The organism is Mesorhizobium sp. M0904, assembly GCF_040319475.1.
Classification (GTDB): domain Bacteria; phylum Pseudomonadota; class Alphaproteobacteria; order Rhizobiales; family Rhizobiaceae; genus Mesorhizobium.
This window is the reverse complement of sequence record NZ_JAMYOC010000003.1, coordinates 1-20,665: the sequence shown is the minus strand read 5'-3', so window position 1 is coordinate 20,665 and position 20,665 is coordinate 1. Positions and strand designations below refer to the sequence as shown.

17 protein-coding genes are annotated in these 20,665 nt (G+C 62.5%); 10 read left to right on the top strand and 7 right to left on the bottom strand.

Annotated elements, in window-relative coordinates; translation table 11 throughout:
* Positions 1-2: 2 nt before the first annotated feature.
* The 3 genes from NKH80_RS04375 to thrC are packed head-to-tail and all read right to left on the bottom strand — an operon-like array spanning position 3 to position 3,319.
* Positions 3-599 carry a GNAT family N-acetyltransferase gene (locus NKH80_RS04375; RefSeq protein WP_254818464.1) on the bottom strand — a complete coding sequence of 199 codons (597 nt, stop codon included), beginning with the start codon at positions 597-599 and terminating at the stop codon, positions 3-5.
* A gap of 15 nt (positions 600-614) precedes the next feature.
* On the bottom strand, positions 615-1,907 hold the full coding sequence (locus NKH80_RS04370) for a M16 family metallopeptidase (RefSeq protein ID WP_292657506.1): 1,293 nt from the start codon (positions 1,905-1,907) through the stop codon (positions 615-617).
* Between the two features lie 14 nt (positions 1,908-1,921).
* Entirely contained in the window at positions 1,922-3,319 is a 1,398-nt protein-coding gene (gene thrC / locus NKH80_RS04365) for a threonine synthase (RefSeq protein ID WP_352989889.1), read from the bottom strand.
* Between the two features lie 128 nt (positions 3,320-3,447).
* Between thrC and NKH80_RS04360 the strand changes: the two genes are divergently transcribed.
* Positions 3,448-4,146 (top strand): hypothetical protein, encoded by a 699-nt coding sequence (locus NKH80_RS04360; RefSeq protein ID WP_352505206.1) that lies wholly within the window; start codon positions 3,448-3,450, stop codon positions 4,144-4,146.
* A 37-nt stretch (positions 4,147-4,183) separates the two neighbouring features.
* Here NKH80_RS04360 and NKH80_RS04355 read toward each other — a convergent pair whose 3' ends face one another.
* Positions 4,184-4,873: an HAD family hydrolase gene (locus tag NKH80_RS04355; protein WP_352989886.1), complete on the bottom strand. Its 690-nt coding sequence runs from the start codon at positions 4,871-4,873 to the stop codon at positions 4,184-4,186.
* Between the two features lie 181 nt (positions 4,874-5,054).
* Between NKH80_RS04355 and NKH80_RS04350 the strand changes: the two genes are divergently transcribed.
* Positions 5,055-6,188, top strand: a complete 1,134-nt coding sequence (locus NKH80_RS04350) for a site-specific DNA-methyltransferase (RefSeq protein ID WP_352476683.1) — start codon at positions 5,055-5,057, stop codon at positions 6,186-6,188.
* 62 nt (positions 6,189-6,250) lie between these two features.
* Here NKH80_RS04350 and NKH80_RS04345 read toward each other — a convergent pair whose 3' ends face one another.
* Both NKH80_RS04345 and mutY read right to left on the bottom strand, forming a co-directional pair.
* Complete coding sequence (locus NKH80_RS04345) at positions 6,251-6,862, bottom strand: HAD family hydrolase (RefSeq protein WP_352989883.1); 612 nt, start codon at positions 6,860-6,862, stop codon at positions 6,251-6,253.
* 11 nt (positions 6,863-6,873) lie between these two features.
* On the bottom strand, positions 6,874-7,986 hold the full coding sequence (gene mutY, locus NKH80_RS04340; RefSeq protein ID WP_352989880.1) for an A/G-specific adenine glycosylase: 1,113 nt from the start codon (positions 7,984-7,986) through the stop codon (positions 6,874-6,876).
* 49 nt (positions 7,987-8,035) lie between these two features.
* On the opposite strand from mutY, the gene NKH80_RS04335 reads away from it, so the two are divergent.
* From NKH80_RS04335 to nadE, 8 genes are all read left to right on the top strand, one after another.
* A complete protein-coding gene (locus NKH80_RS04335) occupies positions 8,036-8,536 on the top strand; it encodes a DUF721 domain-containing protein (protein ID WP_352807613.1) in 501 nt (166 codons plus the stop codon).
* A gap of 129 nt (positions 8,537-8,665) precedes the next feature.
* On the top strand, positions 8,666-9,394 hold the full coding sequence (locus NKH80_RS04330) for a DsbA family protein (protein WP_352688951.1): 729 nt from the start codon (positions 8,666-8,668) through the stop codon (positions 9,392-9,394).
* A gap of 117 nt (positions 9,395-9,511) precedes the next feature.
* A complete protein-coding gene (gene smc / locus NKH80_RS04325; protein WP_352989877.1) occupies positions 9,512-12,970 on the top strand; it encodes a chromosome segregation protein SMC in 3,459 nt (1,152 codons plus the stop codon).
* Positions 12,971-13,079: 109 nt separating this feature from the next.
* Complete coding sequence (locus NKH80_RS04320) at positions 13,080-14,051, top strand: NAD-dependent epimerase/dehydratase family protein (protein ID WP_352701592.1); 972 nt, start codon at positions 13,080-13,082, stop codon at positions 14,049-14,051.
* Between the two features lie 184 nt (positions 14,052-14,235).
* Positions 14,236-16,173: an asparagine synthase (glutamine-hydrolyzing) gene (gene asnB, locus NKH80_RS04315; protein ID WP_352820558.1), complete on the top strand. Its 1,938-nt coding sequence runs from the start codon at positions 14,236-14,238 to the stop codon at positions 16,171-16,173.
* Positions 16,174-16,192: 19 nt separating this feature from the next.
* Positions 16,193-16,456 (top strand): acyl carrier protein, encoded by a 264-nt coding sequence (locus NKH80_RS04310; protein ID WP_254818658.1) that lies wholly within the window; start codon positions 16,193-16,195, stop codon positions 16,454-16,456.
* 22 nt (positions 16,457-16,478) lie between these two features.
* Positions 16,479-18,026 (top strand): class I adenylate-forming enzyme family protein, encoded by a 1,548-nt coding sequence (locus NKH80_RS04305; RefSeq protein WP_352820485.1) that lies wholly within the window; start codon positions 16,479-16,481, stop codon positions 18,024-18,026.
* On the top strand, positions 18,023-19,030 hold the full coding sequence (nadE, locus tag NKH80_RS04300) for an NAD(+) synthase (protein ID WP_352505198.1): 1,008 nt from the start codon (positions 18,023-18,025) through the stop codon (positions 19,028-19,030). Before NKH80_RS04305 ends, nadE begins: the two co-directional genes overlap by 4 nt.
* Positions 19,031-19,077: 47 nt before the next feature.
* Here nadE and NKH80_RS04295 read toward each other — a convergent pair whose 3' ends face one another.
* A complete protein-coding gene (locus NKH80_RS04295) occupies positions 19,078-20,193 on the bottom strand; it encodes a hypothetical protein (RefSeq protein WP_352505197.1) in 1,116 nt (371 codons plus the stop codon).
* Positions 20,194-20,665 lie beyond the last annotated feature (472 nt).

The window sequence follows — 20,665 nt, the reverse complement described above, 5'->3', positions numbered from 1 at the left end:
AATCAGTCCTTTGTTCCAACGCCCGGCGGATCGTCCGCGATTCGGGCGTATAGGTAATGGTCCTGCCAGATGCCGTTGATCCTGAGATAGGATCGTAGCAGTCCTTCGCGCCGGAATCCGGCTTTTTCAAGCACGCGGATCGACCGGGCATTATCGGGGATACAGGCAGCTTCGATCCGGTGCAACCGCAGCGTTTCGAAGGCGAAACGCGTCACCACCTTGACGGCATCGGTCATCAGGCCGCGTCCGCTGAAGCGCTCGCCGATCCAGTAGCCGATATGGCCGCTTTGGGCGACCCCGTGGCGGATATTGCCGAGGGTGATACCGCCGGCCAGCTTGCCGCTGCTTTTCTCGAAGATGAAGAAGGCGATCGCCGTCCCCTGCGCGTAGTCCTCGCGGTAGCGGCCGATACGGTGCCGCCACGCCGTACGGTCGAGCTCGTCAGGCGTCCATCGCGGCTCCCACGGCTCGAGGAAGGCGCGGCTTTCACTGCGCAGCACCGACCACTCGCGATAGTCGTTGGTCAGCGGCACGCGCAGCGTGACCAGCTCGCCCTTCAGTGCCGGCAGGTCGCGGCGAAAGAAAGGGAGCGCGAACACGATGCTCGAATGGGCTTAGACGGCAAGCTTACGGGCAGTGGTCTGCGTGCCCGAAAGCGAATCGAGGATCGCCTCATAGGGCGCGAGCGTACCCACCGGCCCGACAGCTGTAAGCGTCGGCTTGGTCGAAAAAAGCCGGGACGACAGATCCGTCAGCCGCTCGACAGTCAACGCCGACAGGCGCTCCATCAGCTCTTCCTTGGCGATCGGCCTGCCGAACAGAAGCAACTGCCTGGCGATCTGCGAGGCGCGGCTAGCCGGGCTCTCGGCCGACATGATCAGCCCGGCGCGGTATTGCGCACGCGCCCGGTCGAGCTCCTCCTGCAGGATGTTTTCACCGGCCTTTTGCAGCTCGTCGATGATCACAGGCACCAGCTCGGCAATATCGCTTTGTCCGGTCGCGGCATGGACCCCGAAGACGCCGGTGTCGGAAAAACCCCAATGGAAGGCATAGACCGAATAGCACAGGCCGCGTTTTTCGCGGACTTCCTGGAAAAGTCGCGACGACATGCCGCCGCCGAGGATCATCGACAGGACCTGGGAGGCATAGAAATCGCGGACGTGATAGGCGCGGCCCTCGAAACCCAGCACGATCTGCGCGTCCATCAGGTCGCGGTCCTCGCGAAAATCGCCGCCGACATACTGTGCATATTGCGGGATGGTGCCGTCGGCCTTGCCGCGGAAGCTGCCGAGACGCTTTTCGACCTCCCGCACGAAATCGTCGTGCTTGATATCGCCAGCCGCCACCATCACCATGTTCTCGGCGCCGTACTGTCGTTCGATGAAGTCGTGCAACTGCTTCGAAGTGAAGGATTTGACGGTTTCCGGCGTGCCGAGAATCGAGCGGCCGATAGTCTGGTGGCGAAAGGCGGTCTCGGTAAAGTGATCGAAAACGACGTCGTCGGGCGTATCGTGCGCGGCGCCGATCTCCTGCAGAATCACATGCTGCTCTCGCTCCAACTCCTGCGGATCGAATTCGGATTCCTGCAGGATGTCGGAAAGAATATCGACGGCCAGCGGCACGTCGTCGCTCAGAACCCTTGCGTAATAGGAGGTCGTCTCGACGCTGGTGGCGGCATTGATCTCGCCGCCGACGTCCTCGATTTCCGAGGCGATCTCGAAGGCGCTTCGCCGCCTGGTGCCCTTGAAAGCCATGTGCTCGAGCAAGTGCGCCATTCCGTGCTCTTCGTCACGCTCGTTGCGTGCGCCCGACTTGACCCAGGCGCCAAGGGCAACAGATTCGAGGCTTGGAAGGGTTTCGGTGGCGACTGTCAGGCCGTTCGACAGACGGCTTACCTCAACACCCATATGGCAATTACTCCCTAACGCGCCGCCCGCGTGTGGCGGCCGAGATAATCTTCCACCATTTTCAGGTCGGATGGAAGTACCGTGTATTTTTCCTCGGCGCTCATCAACCCGCCTAGCCATGCAGGCAGGGCAGGCGACACGCCGCTGGCGGCTTCGACGGCGACGGGAAACTTTGCCGGGTGCGCAGTGCCCAGCACCACCATCGGCACCTCACCCGCAGTCTTGCCGGCGGCCACATGCATGGCCGCGGCCGTATGCGGGTCGAGCAGATAGCCGCTCGCCGCAAGTGTGGTGCGGATGGTGGCGGCGACCTCGTCCATGGTGGCGCGGCCGGCGTCGAATTCGGAGCGGATCTTGGCGATTTCGCCAGCCTCGATGGTGAAGGCGCCGGACTGCCTGAGCCCGTTCATGTAGCGCCGCACGGTCGAGGCATCGCGGCCGGACGCTTCGAACAGCAAGCGTTCGAAGTTCGAAGACACCTGGATGTCCATCGAGGGCGACGTGGTCGAAAAGACCCCCTTCATGCGGTATTCGCCGGTCGCCAGCGTGCGCGCCAGAATATCGTTGTCGTTGGTGGCGATGATCAGCCGTTCGATCGGCAGCCCCATCTTCTTGGCGGCATAGCCGGCAAAGATGTCGCCGAAATTGCCGGTCGGCACGGTGAAGGAAACCGGTCTGTCGGGCGCGCCGAGCGACAGCGCGGAGGAGAAATAATAGACGATCTGGGCCATGATGCGGGCCCAGTTGATCGAATTGACGCCCGACAGCGATACCCGGTCGCGAAAACCGTGGTCGTTGAACATGTCCTTCACCAGGCCCTGGCAGTCATCGAAATTACCTTCGATCGCCAACGCATGGACGTTTGCGGCGGTCGAGGTCGTCATCTGCCGCTGCTGTACCGGCGAGACGCGGCCATGCGGGAAAAGCACGAAGATGTCGGTGCGGTTGCGCCCGGCAAAGGCATCGATGGCGGCCCCTCCGGTGTCGCCGGAGGTGGCGCCGACAATGGTGGCGCGCTGGTCGCGCTCGGCCAGCACATAGTCCATCAGCCGTGCAAGAAGCTGCATCGCCACGTCCTTGAACGCGAGCGTCGGGCCATGGAAGAGCTCGAGCACGAAGCTGTTCGGCCCGGTCTGCACCAGCGGGCAGACGGCCTCATGGCGGAAGCTCGCATAGGCTTCGCGCACCAGCCGTTCGAACACCGGCGCCGCGATCTCGCCGCCGAGGAACGGCGACAGCACCCGGATAGCAAGATCGGGATAGGCAAGGCGGCGCATGGCGCGGATCTCGGCTGCGGAAAAATGCGGCCAGGCGCTCGGCAGGTAGAGCCCGCCGTCGCGCGCCAGTCCGGCCAGCACCGCGTCGGAAAATCCCAGCGCGGGCGCTTCCCCGCGGGTACTCACATATTGCATCGTTACGGTTCCATTGCTGCCGGGAATTTTCGCCCGCCGCGAGGTGGTGGATTTCTGCGCTGGCTCAGTCGCATTTTTGCCGCGCGGTTGATATACGTCACCGGCTTTGCGAGAGGGAAGTGCAGTTCATGGCGTTTCATTCATTCAACGGTCGTTTTGTCGCGGGTCTGGGGCTCGCCGGCTTTATGCTTGCCGCCGCAGGCTGCCAATCGAGCGACAATGGTATTCTCGGCTTCGGCAAGAAGGACACGACGCCGCCACCGCCACCCGATCCCAAGGTGCTTTCCAGCCAGCTGCAGGCCTATTGCCCGAAAGTGACGTTGCGTGACGGCACCGCTTTCTTCAATACCTACGCCAAGAGCGGTCCGAAGCCGAAGAAAAAAACCGATGTTGCCGCCGAGGAAGCCGCGCAGCCGGCAACGGACGCGGCTGGCGTCGATCAGCCGGACGATTCCGCCAAGATCGTCTATCAGGCTTCGATCACCGATGTGACCCGCGACTGCAGCCGCGCCAACGGCTCCTTGTCGATGAAGATAGCCGTCGCCGGCAAGGTCGTGCCTGGCCCGATGTTCACCCCCGGGACCATCACCATGCCGATCCGCATCGCGGTGATGCACGGCACCGAAGTTCTCTATTCGCAGCTTCACTCCTATCAGGTCCAGGTTACCGATCCTTCGAGTGCCACGCAGTTCGTCTTCACCGATTCCAACGTCGTCGTTCCGGAGCCGACGGCGAAGGACTACCAGGCATATGCCGGGTATGACGAGGGCGCTCCGAAAGTAGCGACAGACAAGCCGAGGAAGAAGAAAGCCGCCGCGACCAACTAAGCCGCTGCATTCGCGCCGCGGCGGCTGAGGCGGCCTCTCACGCGTCCGCCGACCATTCCGACAGCGCGGCGATCACGCTTTTCAGTTCCGCCCAGCGGCGGATGACCGTTTCCGCGCCGGCCTCGGTCAGCGCATCGGCGTGGCCGGGATAGCTGTGCGCCGCGCCGGTAAAGCCGATGACGCGCATTCCCGCCGTCTTGGCGCCGGTGACGCCATGCACCGAATCCTCGATGACAAAGGTGTTCGCCGGATCGGCCTTGAGCTTTTCCGCGGCGAACCGAAACACGTCCGGCGCCGGCTTGGTTTTCCCGGTCGGGGTTTCCAGCGAGGAAAAGATCCGGCCGGCAAAGAACGGCAAAAGCTGCACCTTCTCCAGCATGAATTCGATCCGCTCAGAACGCGAATTCGAACAGACGCAGCGCGGCACTGCTACCGCGGCGACAGCTTCGTGCGCTCCGTCAATGGCACGCACGTCGCTGCGCAGCCTACGATCGACAAGCTTTTCCTCCTTGTCGATCAGGGAGGCCTGGAACGGGATCCGGGACTTTTCCTCGACCCGCATCATGATGTCCTTGAACGTCAGCCCGGCATAGACCTCGGAGATCTCCTCGGCCGATATCTCGTAGCCAGCCGAGGTCAAAAGCTCGGCATCGATACGCGCGGCGATGATTTCGGAATCGACGAGCACGCCGTCGCAATCGAAGATGACAAGATCTGGCTGGGGCATGGCGATCCGGGAAGCGGGATGAGGGGAATGCCGAGAGGGCCTTTGGTCAAAACGGCTCAGGCGGCGCGGCATACACCAACAGGCCCGGCTTCGCAAATTCGGCGTGCTGCTTCACTGAATATTTACGCTGATCGGTAACCATAACGGACAGTAAACAGTAACGCGTGCCTTGGGTGTCACAATGTCTGCCGTGCGTCTTCTCGACGACCTTTCCGATGCTCCCCAGCAATCCGAGTGGCTGGATACGATCCTGAAAGGCGACTGCGTCGCCGCGCTCGAACGGCTGCCGGAAAAGTCGATCGACGTGATCTTTGCCGATCCGCCTTACAATCTGCAGCTCGATGGCGATCTGCACCGGCCCGACCAATCCAAGGTCGATGCCGTCGACGACCATTGGGACCAGTTCGACAGTTTTGAGGCCTACGACGCCTTCACCCGCGCCTGGCTGCTAGCGGCGCGCCGCGTGTTGAAGCCCAACGGCACGATCTGGGTCATCGGCTCCTACCACAATATTTTCAGGGTCGGCGCCAAGATGCAGGACCTGGGCTTCTGGATCCTCAACGACGTCGTCTGGCGCAAGACCAATCCAATGCCCAATTTCCGTGGCCGCCGTTTCCAGAACGCGCATGAGACGATGATCTGGGCATCGCGCGACCAAAAGGGCAAGGGTTACACATTCAACTACGAGGCGCTGAAGGCGTCGAATGACGACATTCAGATGCGTTCCGACTGGCTATTTCCGATCTGCACCGGCGGCGAGCGTCTGAAGAACGACAATGGTGACAAATTGCATCCGACGCAGAAGCCGGAAGCGTTGCTTGCCCGCGTCATGACGGCATCGACCAGGCCGGGCGACATCGTGCTCGACCCCTTCTTCGGTTCAGGTACCACCGGGGCTGTGGCCAAGCGGCTTGGCCGCCACTTCGTCGGCATCGAGCGTGAGCAGGCCTATATCGATGCCGCCATGGAACGTATCGATGCGGTCCGGCCGCTGGAAGGCGCCAATTTGACGGTGCTGACCGGCAAGCGGGCTGAGCCGCGCGTCGCATTCGTCACGCTTCTCGACAATGGCTTGGTGGCGCCCGGCGCCACGCTCTACGACGCCAAGAAGCGCTGGGCGGCAAAAGTGCGTGCCGATGGCACGCTGGCGATCGGCGACAGTGCCGGGTCGATCCACAAGATCGGCGCACACGTGCAGGGGCTGGACGCCTGCAACGGATGGACCTTCTGGCATTATGAGCGCAGCGGCGGCCTGACCCCAATCGACGAGCTTCGCCGCATTGCCCGCCTGGGCATGGAGCGGGCAGGGGCCTGAGGCTCCAAGCTGCGACAGATCGGTTATGCGAAGGCTCACCCAACCTCTGGAAGCGATTCAAATCACACTTTGATCCCAAGGCGCTCAAGGTCCGCCCTGAGCGTCTTTGCATCGGTGAACAGCACAGCCTGCCAACCGGCCGCCTTGGCACCGTCGACATTCTTCTGGCTGTCGTCGATGAACAGCGTGGCTGCCGGATCGAGGCCGAACGCGGCGACGTGGTGATCGTAGATGGCGCGATCCGGCTTGATCTGGCGGATGTCGCCCGACACGGTCACGCCGCGCGGCCTACTGAGGAAATCGAACCGCTCGCGGGCCTCGGCAAGCGTATCGGCCGCGAAATTGGTCAGCATCGTCACGTCGTGGCCGCTCTCGATCAGCCCGATCATGATGGCGACGCTGTCCTCATAGGCATGAGGCACCATCTCGTGCCAGTGCCGGCGGAAATTGCGGATGTTTTCGGCATGGTCGGGATATTGAGCGATCGCCAGCGCTTCGGCCTCTTCCCAACTGCGGCCGCGATCCTGCTCGATGTTCCAGTCGTGCGTGCAGACATTGTCGAAGAACCATTTCCGTTCGTCGGGATCGGGGATCAAGCGGCTGAACGGCAGGTTCGGATCATAGTGGATCAGCACTTTGCCGATGTCGAAAACGATGTGCCGGATTTCGGACATTCTTCTCTCTTTCAATGCGGCCGCTGCTTCTTCGTCGCGCCCGGTATCGCCGCTTCGACTACCTTTTTCATGACGCTCGGCAGCGCCTCCCCGGAAATTTCATGGGCCAGCGACCAGAAATGCCCGGCCGGGCCGACGCTGTCGGTCTCCGCCTTGAACACGTCGAGTTCAAGCGCAAAATGGGTAAAGATATGGCCGATGCGTCCGGCCTGCCGCCAGTCGCCGGGGAACGGGGCTGCCGCCGCCGTGGTGGCGCCATCGATCCGCGCGGTCCAGCCGGTCGTCGGCACTTCGGTCATGCCGCCCAGCAGGCCTTTATCCGCGCGCTTTCGCAAAAGGATGGCGCCGTCGCCCCTGACTGCGACGAAGGCGGCGCCGCGGCGCAAGGGTTTCTCGGCCTTGGGCAGGCGGACCGGAAAGCGCTCGGGACCGCCCGAGATTGTGGCGCTGCAATCCTGCCTGACGGGGCAGAGCATGCAGCGGGGCCGGCGCGGCGTGCAGATCGTCGCGCCCAGGTCCATCATCGCCTGCGCGAAGTCGCCGGGCCTTGTCGGGGGAACCATGCGTTCGACCTGGCCGCGTATCTCGCCCTTGGCGTCGCCCAGAGGCGTGGCGATCGAATACAGCCGTGAGACGACCCGTTCGACATTGCCGTCGACGACCGCGGCTGGTCGGTCGAAGGCGATCGCCGCGATCGCCGCCGCCGTATAGGCGCCGATGCCGGGCAGTTCCCTCAAGCCGGACTCGCTGTCCGGAAAGCGGCCGCCTTGCCGCGCGACGAGATCGGCGCAGGCTTTGAGGTTACGGGCGCGGGAATAATAGCCGAGCCCGGCCCAGGCCTTCATGACGTCTTCGGTCGGTGCCGCCGCCAGTGCCTCGACAGTTGGCCATTTCTGCACGAAAGCCCGGAAATAGGATTTTACCGCCTCGACCGTGGTTTGCTGCAGCATCACTTCGGAAAGCCAGACGAGATAGGGATCGGGCTGGGCGCCGCCCGCCAGCGCACGCGGCGGAACGCGCCACGGCAGCTCGCGGTGATGCGCGTCGTACCAGCCAAGCAGCCGGAACGCGATCTCGCCATTGTCTCCGGATACGGCCTTGCGGGTCTGGTCGTGCAGTGCCATTGATCGAGGTTCGGCCCTAATCCACTGGTGCTGAAGCTGGAGAACGCACATGGCAGGGAAAAGGCCCTTCGGCAATCCCGTTCCGGTGAGCGATCTCGCAACCGAGATCCTCGACCCGGTGCTGCGCAAGCGGGCCGGCATGTCGATCGGGCTGGTCCAGTCGTGGGAAGAGATTGCCGGACCGCGGCTTGCCGGCCGCTCGCGCCCGGAAAAGATCCAGTGGCCGCGCCGCATGCACGAGGACGATCCGTTCGAGCCGGCCGTGCTGGTAATTGCCTGCGAGGGTGTGGCGGCACTGCATCTGCAGCACGAGACCGGCGAGATCATCAACCGGGTCAATGCGTTTCTCGGTTTCAATGCGATCGGCCGGATCAGGATCGTGCAGAAGCCGGTAATGGCGGGCAAGGAAAAGCCGACACCCAGTTTGCGGCCGCTGACCGTGGCGGAGAAGGCGAAGCTGTCGGGCACTGTCGGTTTGATCGAGGACGACGGGCTGCGCGCCTCATTGGAGCGCCTTGGCGCCACCATTCTTGGTCAAAAGAAGCCGTGATCTCGCGCTATCGTGATGGTATGCCCGGATTTGGCGATTGGAATAGGGGCGGTAATGCCTTAATTCGCGCCAACTCTCGCTTTTTGTAGCCTTTGCATTGCAAAATCTAACTATTGCCAGGTGATTCGTATGATTCGTTCCTTGTCCCGCAGACACCTTTTGACTTCGCTGGCCGCAATACCAGCGGCGGCCCTGCTTGCCGCCTGCAGCGACTCGGGCGAGAAAGCCGAGGCGCAGGATGTGAAACCTGCGGCTCCGGCGGAACCTGCGAAGCCGGCCGCTCCGGCCGCCGCCAAAGCGCCTGAAGCTCAGGGCACGGTGGATATGGCAGCCTTGTTGAAGCCCGGCGCGCTGCCCGATATGCAGCTCGGCAAGGACGATGCAAAGGTCACTATCGTCGAATATGCATCGATGACCTGCCCGCATTGCGCGCATTTCGCCGAGACCACTTTTCCGGAGCTGAAGACGAAATATATCGACACCGGCAAGGCCCGTTACATCCTGCGCGAGTTTCCGTTCGATCCCAGCGCCGAGGCCGGTTTCATGCTGGCGCGCTGCTCTAAGGACAACTATTTCCCGATGGTCGACGTTCTGTTCAGGCAGCAGGCCAACTGGGTTGGTGTGAACAATACCAAGGACGCACTGCTGCAAATCGCCAAGCTTGCCGGTTTTACACAGGAGTCCTTCGAGGCCTGCTTGACGGACCAGAAACTTCTAGACGATGTGAGATCCGTCCAGAAGCGCGGCGCCGACGAATTCAAGGTCGATTCCACACCGACCTTTTTTATCAACGGAAAGACCTACAAAGGGGCGATGTCGATTGCGGAAATGTCGGCCATCATCGACCCTCTGCTCTGACGTTTCGGCAGCGCCGAAGCGGCGTCGCTTCGGCGTGCGCACTTCTTTGTTTTGCCGCGGGTTCTCCTTGCAAAACCCCGGAACAGTGTTGCGAAACTTGGCTATGGGCCGGCGCGAATGAAGTTCTCGCGCCTTCGCCTGCTCGGCTTCAAATCCTTCGTAGAACCCGGCGAGTTCGTCATCGAACGCGGCCTGACCGGCATCGTCGGGCCGAATGGCTGCGGCAAGTCGAACCTGGTCGAGGCGCTGCGCTGGGTTATGGGCGAAAGCTCCTACAAGAACATGCGTGCGTCCGGCATGGACGACGTCATCTTTTCTGGTTCCGGAACACGACCGGCCCGCAACACCGCTGAAGTCACGCTTTTTCTCGACAACAGCGACCGTAGCGCGCCCTCGGCCTTCAATGATGCAGACGAGTTGCAGGTTTCGCGCCGCATCGAACGCGAGGCGGGTTCGCTCTACCGCATCAACGGCAAGGAAGCCCGCGCCAAGGATGTGCAGCTGCTCTTCGCCGACCAGTCGACCGGCGCGCGTTCGCCGTCGATGGTCGGGCAGGGCCGCATCGGCGAGCTGATCCAGGCAAAGCCGCAAGCGCGGCGCGCGCTGCTGGAAGAGGCAGCCGGAATTTCCGGCCTGCACACACGGCGCCACGAAGCCGAGCTGCGGCTGAAGGCGGCGGAACAGAACCTCGAAAGGCTGGACGACGTCGTCGGCGAGCTGGAAAGCCAGATCGAAAGCCTGAAACGCCAGGCCCGCCAAGCCTCGCGCTTCAAGAACCTGTCGGCCGACATCCGCAAGGCCGAAGCGACGCTGCTGCATCTTCGCTGGACGCTGGCCAAGACGCAGGAAGGCGAAGCGCGTTCGGCGCTGGCGATTGCCACCGCGCTGGTCGGCGACCGTGCCGCCGCCCAGATGGCTGCCGCCAGGGAACAAGGCATCAACGCCCACCGGCTGCCGGACCTGCGCGATGCCGAAGCCGCTGCCGCCGCAGCCTTCCAGCGTCTGTCGATCGCCAAGGCGCAGATCGAGGAAGAGGCAGGCCGCATCCGCGCCCGCCAGGCAGAGCTCGACCGCCGACTGCAACAGCTTGATGGCGACCTTGCCCGCGAGGAGCGCATGGTCCGCGACAATGCCGATATCCTCGAACGTCTCGCCGCCGAAGAAGCCGTGCTCAACGTCGAAAACGCCGGCGCCGCCGAGCGCGAGGCCAGCACCCGCGCGGCTGTCGAGCAGGCGGCATCGACGCTTGCCTCGAGCGAGGCCAAGCTCGCCGCGCTGACCGACGAACGGGCCGAGGCCGCCGCCTCGCGCAACCAGATCGAACGGACGCTGCGCGACGCCGCTGAGCGCCGCGACCGCTTTGCCCGCCAGCTCGCCGATGTGGACCGCGAATTGTCGGAGATTGTCTCCAGGGTCGCCGGCCTGCCCGATCCCGCCGAGAAGCGGCTGCTGGTCGAACAGGCGCTGGCACTGCTCGAAGGGGCCGAGGCAGCAGCGATTGCAGCCGAACGGGCGGTCGCCGAGGCGCGTGCGGGCGAAGGTGCTGCCCGCCCACCAGTTCAGGACGCAAAAGCCGAGCTGGCGCGGATCGAAACCGAGGCCCGCACGCTTGCCAAGATCCTCAATGCTGCGAGCGGCGACTTGTTTCCCTCGGTACTGGAGCAGATCAGCGTCGAGCGCGGCTACGAGACGGCGCTGGGTGCCGCACTTGGCGAAGATCTCGACGTGCCGCTCGACCGCAGCGCGCCGGTGCATTGGGGCCAGAGCGAAATCCAGCCCGGCGACGCCGCGTTGCCCGAAGGCATAAAGAGCCTCGCCAGCGTGGTGCGCGCGCCGGCGCAGCTGGCCCGCCGGCTGGCCCAGATCGGCATTGTCGAAGCCGCCGACGGAAGAAGGCTGCAGACGCTGCTTGCTCCCGGGCAGCGATTGGTCAGCCGCGAAGGCGCGCTGTGGCGCTGGGACGGCTTTACCGCCAGCGCCGATGCGCCGACCGCTGCCGCGCAGCGGCTGGCGCAGAAAAACCGGCTGGCCGAACTCGACGCCGAAGCCGTCCATGCCACCCGCATCCTGCGCGACGCCGAACAGGCTCTTGCCCGGGCCGAACAGGTGCTTGCCCAGGCGAGCGAAGCCGAACGCTCCGCTCGACAGGCCGGGCGCGACGCCCAGCACGGGCTGGACGCCGCTCGCAATGCGCTGGCCGAGGCCGAAAAGGCCGGCGGCGAACTGTCGAGCCGGCGTGCAGCACTTGACGAGGCGCGCGCCCGCATTGTCGACAGCCATGAGGAAACGGCGACAGCATTCGTCGAGGCGGAAATGCTGCTGCAGGACGCGCCCGATCTCGGCGATCTGCAGTCGCAACTCGACCAGTCGGCCGCCAACGTCGCCCGCGACCGCGCCGCCCTTGCCGATGCGCGCGCCGTTCACGAGGGCCTGAAGCGGGAAGCCGAGGCACGTGCGCGCCGGCTCGACGCCATCGGCGCGGAACGGCGCAACTGGGTGGAGCGCGCCGAAAACGCGTCGACGCAGATCACAGCGCTCGGCGAACGCAAGGCCGAGGCCGAGGCCGAGCGCGAGCGGCTGGCCGACGCCCCCGACGAGATCGACGCCAAGCGGCGCGCCTTGCTGTCGCAGCTCGCCGAGGCCGAAAGCCTGCGCAAGGCTGCCGGCGACCGCTTGCAGGAAGCGGAGAACCGGCAGTCCGAGCTGGACAAGGCTGCGACCGCTGCCATCCAATCGCTCGCCGAAGCGCGCGAAACGCGTGTTCGCGCCGAAGAGCGGCTGACCGCCGCCGACGAGCGTCGGCTGGAAGTCGAAGCGCGCATCCAGGAAACGCTGAACACGCCGCCGCATCTGGTGATCCGCCACACCGGCCTCGAACCCGACAGCCCGATGCCCGAAATGGCCGAGATCGAGCGTCAGCTCGACCGGCTGAAGGTCGAGCGCGAACGGCTGGGCGCCGTCAATTTGCGCGCCGAGGAAGAGCAGAAGGAACTGTCGGACCGGCTGGAGACCATCGTCTCCGAGCGCGACGACATCATCGAGGCGATCCGTAAGCTGCGGCAGGCGATCCACAGCCTGAACCGTGAAGGCCGCGAGCGGCTGCTCGCTGCCTTCGAGGTGGTCAACGGCCATTTTCAACGGCTGTTTTCGCATCTGTTCGGCGGCGGCACCGCCGAGCTGCAACTGATCGAGTCCGACGATCCGCTCGAAGCCGGGCTCGAGATCCTGGCGCGACCGCCCGGCAAGAAGCCGCAGACGATGACGTTGCTGTCCGGCGGCGAGCAGGCGTTGACGGCGATGTCGCTGATCTTCGCCGTGTTCCTGACCAACCCGGCGCCGATCTGCGTGCTCGACGAAGTCGACGCGCCGCTCGACGACCACAATGTCGAACGCTTCTGCAATCTGATGGACCAAATGGCCGCAACCACCGAAACGCGCTTCGTCATCATCACACACAACCCGATCACGATGGCGCGCATGGACCGGCTGTTCGGGGTAACCATGGCCGAGCAAGGCGTCAGCCAACTGGTGTCGGTTGACCTGCAGGCGGCCGAAGCCATGCGCGAGGCAAGCTGACGCATCAGCTTAGTGGTGGTCTCCACCTCGGCTTTCGACTATAGCACGACGAAATGGGCTGGATCTGCCGCTCCAGATACCCGTCAGGCTGTGCACGTGGAGAAGCTTGTTGCCTATACTTGTCACCGGAGCCGCGGGGTTCATTGGCAGTCACGTTTGCCATCATCTGCTCGACCGGGGAGAAGCGGTCGTCGGCGTCGACAACATGAACGACTATTACGACCTGGCGCTCAAAAAGGGGCGGCTTGCCCGCCTTCTGCCCCGCAAGGATTTTTCGTTCCACCAGCTCGATATTGCCGAACAGGGCGCGCTTGCGGCTGCTCTGGCCGGGCAAGGCATCGTCAGGATCGTGCATCTCGCCGCGCAGGCCGGTGTGCGCCACTCACTCGACAATCCGCGGCTCTATGTCCGCTCCAATGTCATGGGCCACCTCGAAGTGCTCGAATTCTGTCGCGCCGAACCGGCATTCGAGCATCTGGTCTATGCCTCGTCGAGCTCGGTGTATGGCGGCAACCGCAGCGTGCCGTTCAGCGAAGCCGATCAGGTCGACAAGCCCGTTTCGCTCTACGCCGCCACCAAGAAAACCGATGAGTTGATGAGCCACACCTACGCCCATCTGTTCGGCATACCGCAGACCGGCCTGCGGTTTTTCACGGTCTATGGTCCCTGGGGCCGCCCCGACATGGCCTATTGGATGTTCACCCGGGCGATGCTCGAGGGCAAACCGATCCGGGTTTTCAACAATGGCGAAATGTGGCGCGATTTCACCTACATAGACGATGTAGTCAAGGCGGTCGTCGCCGTGCTCGACAAGCCGCCGTCAGCTGACGTTCCGCCGAACAGGCTTTACAATGTCGGCAACAACCGGCCGGTGCGCCTCGGCGACTTCATCGACATTCTGGAAAGGCTGCTCGAGGTCAAGGCAATCCGCCACAACGAGCCGATGCAGGCGAGCGACGTCGAGAAGACTTACGCCGACATGACCGCGCTGGAGCGGGATTTCGGCTTCAGGCCTAGCGTTTCGATAGAGGACGGGCTGAAGAAGTTTGTCGACTGGTACCGGCCGTACTCGAAGCAGTGATTTGCACCACTCGCCGTGATGCCTTCAAGCGGGACACCTGCAGTGGGCACAAGTCGGTCCGCAAAAGCATCATTTTGTCCTAACATCCTGTTAACCACATGCTCGCTGAAAGGTATCCGATTAACCTTTGAGGCGCTTATGACCGCTATGTTTCGTGGCTTGCTGTTCAATATGAGCTGTGTGGATGTGCGGATTCGGGGGCTATTTCGGTTCAGTCCGGGATGCGGAAGCTTTGCTTGCGCGCATGACGTCCGCGATCGCCCATCGCGGACCGGATGAACAAGGCAAATTCGTAGCGCCCGAGGCTGGACTTGGGCATGCGCGGCTGTCGGTGATCGGGATTGGTGATGGCCAGCAGCCGATGTCCGACGAAACCGGCAGTTTGACGATTGCGTTCAACGGCGAGATTTTCAATTACGTGGAATTGCGCGAAGGGCTGTTGGCCAAAGGCCGACGCTTCCGCACGTCGAGCGACACCGAGGTTCTCCTGCAGCTGTATGATGAGATGGGCGAAGACTGCCTGCCGCTCCTGAACGGTGATTTCGCCTTCGCGATTTGGGATAACCGGCGGCGGCGGATGGTGCTTGCAAGAGACCGCATGGGTGTTAGGCCGCTGTTCTACACCAGCAAGGACGGCGTGCTCTACTTTGCGTCCGAGATAAAAGCCCTGCTGAAGGTACCCGGCATCTCTGCCGAAATCGATCCGATTGCACTCGACCAGATCTTTACGCTGTGGGCGCCGATCGCTCCACGCACGGCTTTCCGCGATATCCACGAGCTGGAGCCGGCAAGCGTGATGATCGCGACAGAGGGGCAAGTGACGGTCAAACCATACTGGCATCTGGACTATCCTCATCGAGATACGCCATCGAAGATCACCAATGAGGACAACGCTGCCGAAGAACTGCAGGCCCTATTGACTGACGCGGTGAGGCTTCGCATGCGCGCCGACGTGCCGGTCGGTTCTTACCTTTCGGGCGGGCTCGATTCATCCCTCGTTTCGGCACTCGCGGCCGGTATGACTCCTCTTAAGCTGCAGACATTTTCCGTAACGTTCGACAGCGCCGAGCATGACGAAAGCGCCTTCCAGACCGAAATGGCGTCAGCACTTGGCACGCGCCATCGAACCATAGCCTGTCGTGCCGGTGATATCGCCGGCGTGTTTCCCGAAGTCATCCGCTTTACCGAGCGGCCGATCATCCGCACCGCCCCGGCCCCCCTCTATCAACTGTCCGGCCTCGTTCGCCAGGCCGGTTTGAAAGTGGTGCTGACAGGCGAAGGCGCCGACGAAGTCTTTGCCGGCTATGATGTCTTCAAGGAAGCGCGGGTTCGCCGTTTCTGCGGACGACAGCCGGCATCGCGCATAAGACCACAGCTGTTCCGGAAGCTTTATCCCTATCTGCCAGGTCTGCAGCAGCAGTCCGTAGAGTACCTGGCCGCGTTCTTCGGCACCGGCAGCGCAGCCCTGGACGATCCGCTGTTCTCGCATCGGCCGCGTTTCAAGACCACATCAGCGGCCAAGATGTTTTTCTCCGGTGACCTGCGTGCGACATTGAAGGGCTACGACGCAGCCGAGGAACTGGCCGGCCGGTTGCCTGAGGCGTTTTCCCGGTGGCATCCGCTGCATCAAGCGCAATATCTCGAAACCCGCTTTCTCCTGCCGGGCTACATCCTCTCCAGCCAGGGCGATCGCATGGCCATGGCGCACGGTATCGAAGGGCGTTTCCCCTTCCTTGACCATCGCTTGGTGGAGTTTGCGGCAAGACTCCCGCAGGAGATGAAGCTCAAGGGACTGGTGGAAAAACACATACTGCGCAAAGTTGCCAAGCACCTGCTTCCGACGGCCATCAGCGAGCGCACCAAACAGCCTTACCGGGCGCCGGAAGCCCGCTCCTTCGTTGGACCCGGAGAACTGGACTACGTACGCGACTCGCTGAGCGAGGCGAGCATCGCCGCCGGAGGACTATTCAACGCCAAGGCGGTGGCGAACCTGCACGAGAAATGCCGCTTGCAGCCCGCGTCCGGATTCCGCGACAATGCGGCTTTCGTCGGCATTTTGTCGACGCAGCTGTGGCAGAAGATTTTCACCGGCGAAAAGGTCGGTGCAGCACGAGCGGCCTGAGAAATCGAGGGAATGAAAAATCATGGTAGCAATCAAAGACAAGGTCAAAACCTTTATCGTCGACAACTTCTTGTTCGGCGACACGTCCTACGAGCTTGCGGACTCCGCATCACTGATCGAGAACGGCATCATCGATTCGACGGCCGTGTTGGAGCTCGTGGCATTCATAGAGGATGATTTCGGCATAGCGATGGTCGATGCCGACATCGTACCGGCCAATCTGGATTCGATTGACCGCATCTCAGCCTTCATCAAGGCAAAAGCAGAAGCGCTGGCAGCGTAGGCGCCATCGGCGAGGAGCGTCCGTGCGGATCGAACATTTTCTGACGGCGAAAGCCGCTGCCCATCCAGCCAAAACGGCATTGATCACCGAGCACAAAAGGCTGTGCTACGAAGAGCTGGACGATCTCTCGAGCCGCCTGGCCGCCGCCCTTTTCATGAATGGCGTCAGGCGCGACGACCGGGTGCTGATCTTCATGGACAATTGCTGGGAGGCTGCGGTTTCGATTTTCGCGGTTCTTAAAGCAGGCGCGACTTTCAGTCCGATCAACGCATCCACCAAGGCCGAAAAGCTGGCCTACATCATCACCGATTGCGATGCGGCCGGGATTCTCACGCAAGCAAGACTGATGCCCGTGGTCACCGAGGCGTCCGAATACTCCGGCAAGACCGGTATCTTCGTGGCTTCCACCGTTGCTGCCGATAACCAATGCCCGGCAGGAGCCACATCCCTGGCGGATTGCTTGACGTTTCAAGCCGGGGAGATTGACCATCGCGGCATTGACGTCGATCTTGCGATGTTGATCTACACCTCGGGCTCGACCGGCCGGCCCAAGGGTGTGATGATGACGCACCGCAATTGCGACGCGGCGGCCGACTCCATCACCACCTATCTGCGCAACTCGCCCGACGACATCATCTTGAATGTTCTGCCGCTCGCCTTCGACTACGGCCTCTATCAGTTGCTGATGGCCGTCAGGCTCGGCGCCACGCTCGTGCTCGAGAAGTCCTTCGCTTTTCCCCAGGCGGTCTTTGAACGCATCCGCCAGGAACGAGTGACCGGGCTTCCGCTCGTGCCCACGATGGCAGCGATGATCCTGCAGATGCGTGACCTGGCGCCGGGCTTCCTGCCCAGCCTTCGCTATATTTCCAACACGGCGGCTGCCTTGCCGCCCTCTCACATAGAACGCCTTCGCTTCCTTTTCCCCGGTGTCAGGCTCTATTCGATGTATGGCCTGACGGAATGCAAGCGCTGCACCTATCTGCCGCCCGAGGAGGTCGACCGCCGGCCGGGCTCGGTCGGAATAGCCATTCCGAACACCGAAGCCTTTGTCGTCGACGACCACGGGCAACGGGTGCCGCCGGGCGTAGCAGGCGAGCTGATCGTTCGCGGGCCGCACGTCATGCAGGGTTATTGGCGAAACGAAGCTGCGACGGCACGAGCCCTGCGCCCGGGTCCGAACCCTTGGGAGAAGGTTCTCTACACCGGCGATCTGTTCAGGGCCGATGAGGAAGGCTTTCTTTATTTCGTCGGCCGCAAGGACGACATCATAAAGTCGCGGGGGGAGAAGGTGGCGCCCAAGGAAGTGGAAGCCGTGCTTCACGCTCATCCGGGCATCGCGGAAGCGGTGGTTGTCGGTGTCCCGGATCCCGTGCTCGGGCATGCGATCGGCGCAGTTATCGTACGGTCCGACCCGGCGCTTAGCGAAAAGGATATAATCCGTCACTGTGCACGCCACCTTGAGGACTTCATGGTCCCCAAGGTCATCGAGTTCCGCCGGGAACTGCCGAAGACCGATACCGGCAAGGTCAGCCGTCGGCTTGCGGCAGAAACCATGGAGGCCGCGCAATGAATGTTCGCCCGACCGAGGATGCGCGGACCTTTCTGGCGCAGGCTCTGGCAATCGACCTGATCACCGAAACGGACCGTATCGTAACGGCCTTGCGCCAGCAGTTGCGCGGGCTTCGCAAGCGGGGCCTTGTGCTCGGTCTTTCGGGCGGGATCGATTCGAGCGTGTCGGTCGCGTTGGCGGCACGAGCCGTCGGGCCCAAGAATGTGCTTTGCCTGTTCATGCCGGAAAGCGATTCCGATCCTGAAAGCCTGCGGCTCGGCCGCCTCGTCGCCGAAACTTTCGGTGTCGAGGCTGTGACGGAGGATATCGGGCCGATCCTGCGCGCAATGGGCTGCTACAAGCGTCGCGACGCCTTCATCCGCGAAGTGGTCCCGGAATACGGCGAAGGCTGGGCCTCGAAGATCGTCATCGCGAACGCGCTCGAGGGCGGGGGTTACAACATCTCATCCCTGGTGGTGCAGGATCCGGACGGCAAGCAGACGAAACTGAGAATGCCGCTGCCTGTGTATCTCGGCGTCGTCGCCGCTACCAATATGAAACAACGCACCCGCAAGCAGATTGAATACTATCACGCCGACCGCCTGAATTTCGCCGTTCTTGGAACACCGAACCGGCTGGAATACGATCAGGGTTTCTTCGTGAAGAACGGTGACGGCGCCGCGGACGTCAAGCCGATCGCCCATCTCTATAAAACGCAGGTCTATGCGCTTGCGGCCCATCTCGGTGTTCCGGAGGAAATCCTTAACCGGCCTCCGACCACCGATACCTACTCGCTGGCGCAGACCCAGGAGGAGTTTTACTTCTCGCTTCCTTATGACCGCATGGATCTGTGCCTTTACGGTCTCAACAACGGCGTGGCGGCTGAGGTAGTGGGGCAGGCGGCGGGGTTGGCCGCCACACAAGTGGAAAGCGTCTGGGCCGATATCATCGCCAAACGCAGGGCGACGCGTTATCTGCACCAGCGTCCGCAACTCGTTGATGTCGTCGAGGAAATCGGCACCTGACAAACAGGTAGAGCGGTGTGCACGGTTCGATTTGCATGCATCCCGCTCTAGCTGAAACGGGTGCCGATCAGCCGGCTCCATTGCTCGCCCGCAAGCCCGTTCAGGAAAACTTGCGAGTTCTTCATGGCGTCCAACAGCTCTGGATCACGTGAATGCACCACCGTTGAAGCAACGGTCAGGAAAGCGATCCGTCGTCCAAGCATCGCCTCTAGAAGTGCAGGTTGAACACGTCCGCGCAGGCCGCTGACGCCGCGCGCGGCGGCATGATCGATCAGGCAGTCTATCACGGAGCCCGCCTGGCCGGGCAGGGCGAGGATCTGCAGCACGCGGCCAATTTCATACTTCCGTGCGTAATAGGCGAAAGCGCCGACATTGGTGCCGACTGGCGACGTCACGCAAACGTAGACAAGCTCGCCTAGATCCGGCTTTTGTGCGGCATCGGTCAGGATGTGGTTGAGTTGGTCTTCCGTCCATTCCGGGCGTAGCGCGAAACGCGCGATAAACGGCTCGATTAGCTTGGCAAATGTGTGGCTGTCGATTTCGGACATGCGAAATCCCCCGTGACCTGCCCCGTCCGCCGCCACACCCGACCAGCGTCGTTCGCTGGACGTCATCCTCCTGCAATAGAATCGGTCGACGGCACGCGCCAACGGATTGAGCACTCGGGCAAGCTCCATGCGATTGGCGGAAAGGCTGAGCATGAAGGTCGCTGGCCGCATCACACGCACCCAGTCGAGGCTGTATTGCGGCAGGACCACGCCGCGCAGCCGGGTCCACAATTTCACCGAGATATCGTTGGCCGTCTCGCTGAAGGAGATGTCCTGCGGACCATCCAGGTAAGCTTTCAGCAAGCGGGCGCCGGCCAGCGGGTCGTGCTCATGGTCCTCGACCATGAGCGAGCTACAGATGGCGGCGCGTACTTGACGGCCGTTGAACGTCATCGGCAACACATGAACACCGACAAACCCGGAGACACGACCGGCGTCGTTGACGTGGACAAGCGACCGGAGGCTATCTCCGCAACCGGGCGCATCCAGATAAAACCGTTTCATGTATTCCACGAGAGAGGCCGGCGCTTCGGTCCTTTCCTTCAGCAGCACGCGTTGAAACATGTTCGCGACTGCTGGGAGATCGGCGCCTTGCAAGGCGCGAATGACGCTCAAGCCCGGCTCCCGCCACCAAAGTTCCACCCACCGAGCTTCCGGGCCAAGGCGACACGAGGCACGAGAACATCGGGCGCGCGTTCCAATTCGACGCCCATGAAGCCGTGGAACCTCGGCCAGTTGCGATCGCCCGGGTGACCGAACGGAATGCTGAATTGCTGCGGCAAGGTGAACCCTTTGCTTGACCGACGAAAAACCGGCGTCATTGCTGCTAGCAGATTCAGGTAAACCGATATTAAAGTCGTTGCTTTGAATGGTAGCGAACCTGGTTGTCCGGGCCTCATACTTGGGCATCAGCAATTTTGGTTCCTGGCGGACGACCGGCGTGAGTTGCGTGCTCCACGTCGAACCGTTTCGGCTAGGGTCAGGACCCATTAATTTGTTGAGTTGATCTCTGTTGGGTGATTCAAGGTGGCAGGAGGTGCCGCCTTGAGTGATTTGCTGATGTTGACGCCGGAGCAGATGCGCCGGA

Excerpts from the sequence above, each read along its gene's own strand:
- NKH80_RS04370 (WP_292657506.1), bottom strand. The coding sequence starts at position 1,907 with ATGGGTGTTGAGGTAAGCCGTCTGTCGAACGGCCTGACAGTCGCCACC.
- thrC (WP_352989889.1), bottom strand. The coding sequence starts at position 3,319 with ATGCAATATGTGAGTACCCGCGGGGAAGCGCCCGCGCTGGGATTTTCC.
- NKH80_RS04360 (WP_352505206.1), top strand. The coding sequence starts at position 3,448 with ATGGCGTTTCATTCATTCAACGGTCGTTTTGTCGCGGGTCTGGGGCTC.
- NKH80_RS04355 (WP_352989886.1), bottom strand. The coding sequence starts at position 4,873 with ATGCCCCAGCCAGATCTTGTCATCTTCGATTGCGACGGCGTGCTCGTC.
- NKH80_RS04350 (WP_352476683.1), top strand. The coding sequence starts at position 5,055 with ATGTCTGCCGTGCGTCTTCTCGACGACCTTTCCGATGCTCCCCAGCAA.
- NKH80_RS04345 (WP_352989883.1), bottom strand. The coding sequence starts at position 6,862 with ATGTCCGAAATCCGGCACATCGTTTTCGACATCGGCAAAGTGCTGATC.
- mutY (WP_352989880.1), bottom strand. The coding sequence starts at position 7,986 with ATGGCACTGCACGACCAGACCCGCAAGGCCGTATCCGGAGACAATGGC.
- NKH80_RS04335 (WP_352807613.1), top strand. The coding sequence starts at position 8,036 with ATGGCAGGGAAAAGGCCCTTCGGCAATCCCGTTCCGGTGAGCGATCTC.
- NKH80_RS04330 (WP_352688951.1), top strand. The coding sequence starts at position 8,666 with ATGATTCGTTCCTTGTCCCGCAGACACCTTTTGACTTCGCTGGCCGCA.
- smc (WP_352989877.1), top strand. The coding sequence starts at position 9,512 with ATGAAGTTCTCGCGCCTTCGCCTGCTCGGCTTCAAATCCTTCGTAGAA.
- asnB (WP_352820558.1), top strand. The coding sequence starts at position 14,236 with ATGTGCGGATTCGGGGGCTATTTCGGTTCAGTCCGGGATGCGGAAGCT.
- nadE (WP_352505198.1), top strand. The coding sequence starts at position 18,023 with ATGAATGTTCGCCCGACCGAGGATGCGCGGACCTTTCTGGCGCAGGCT.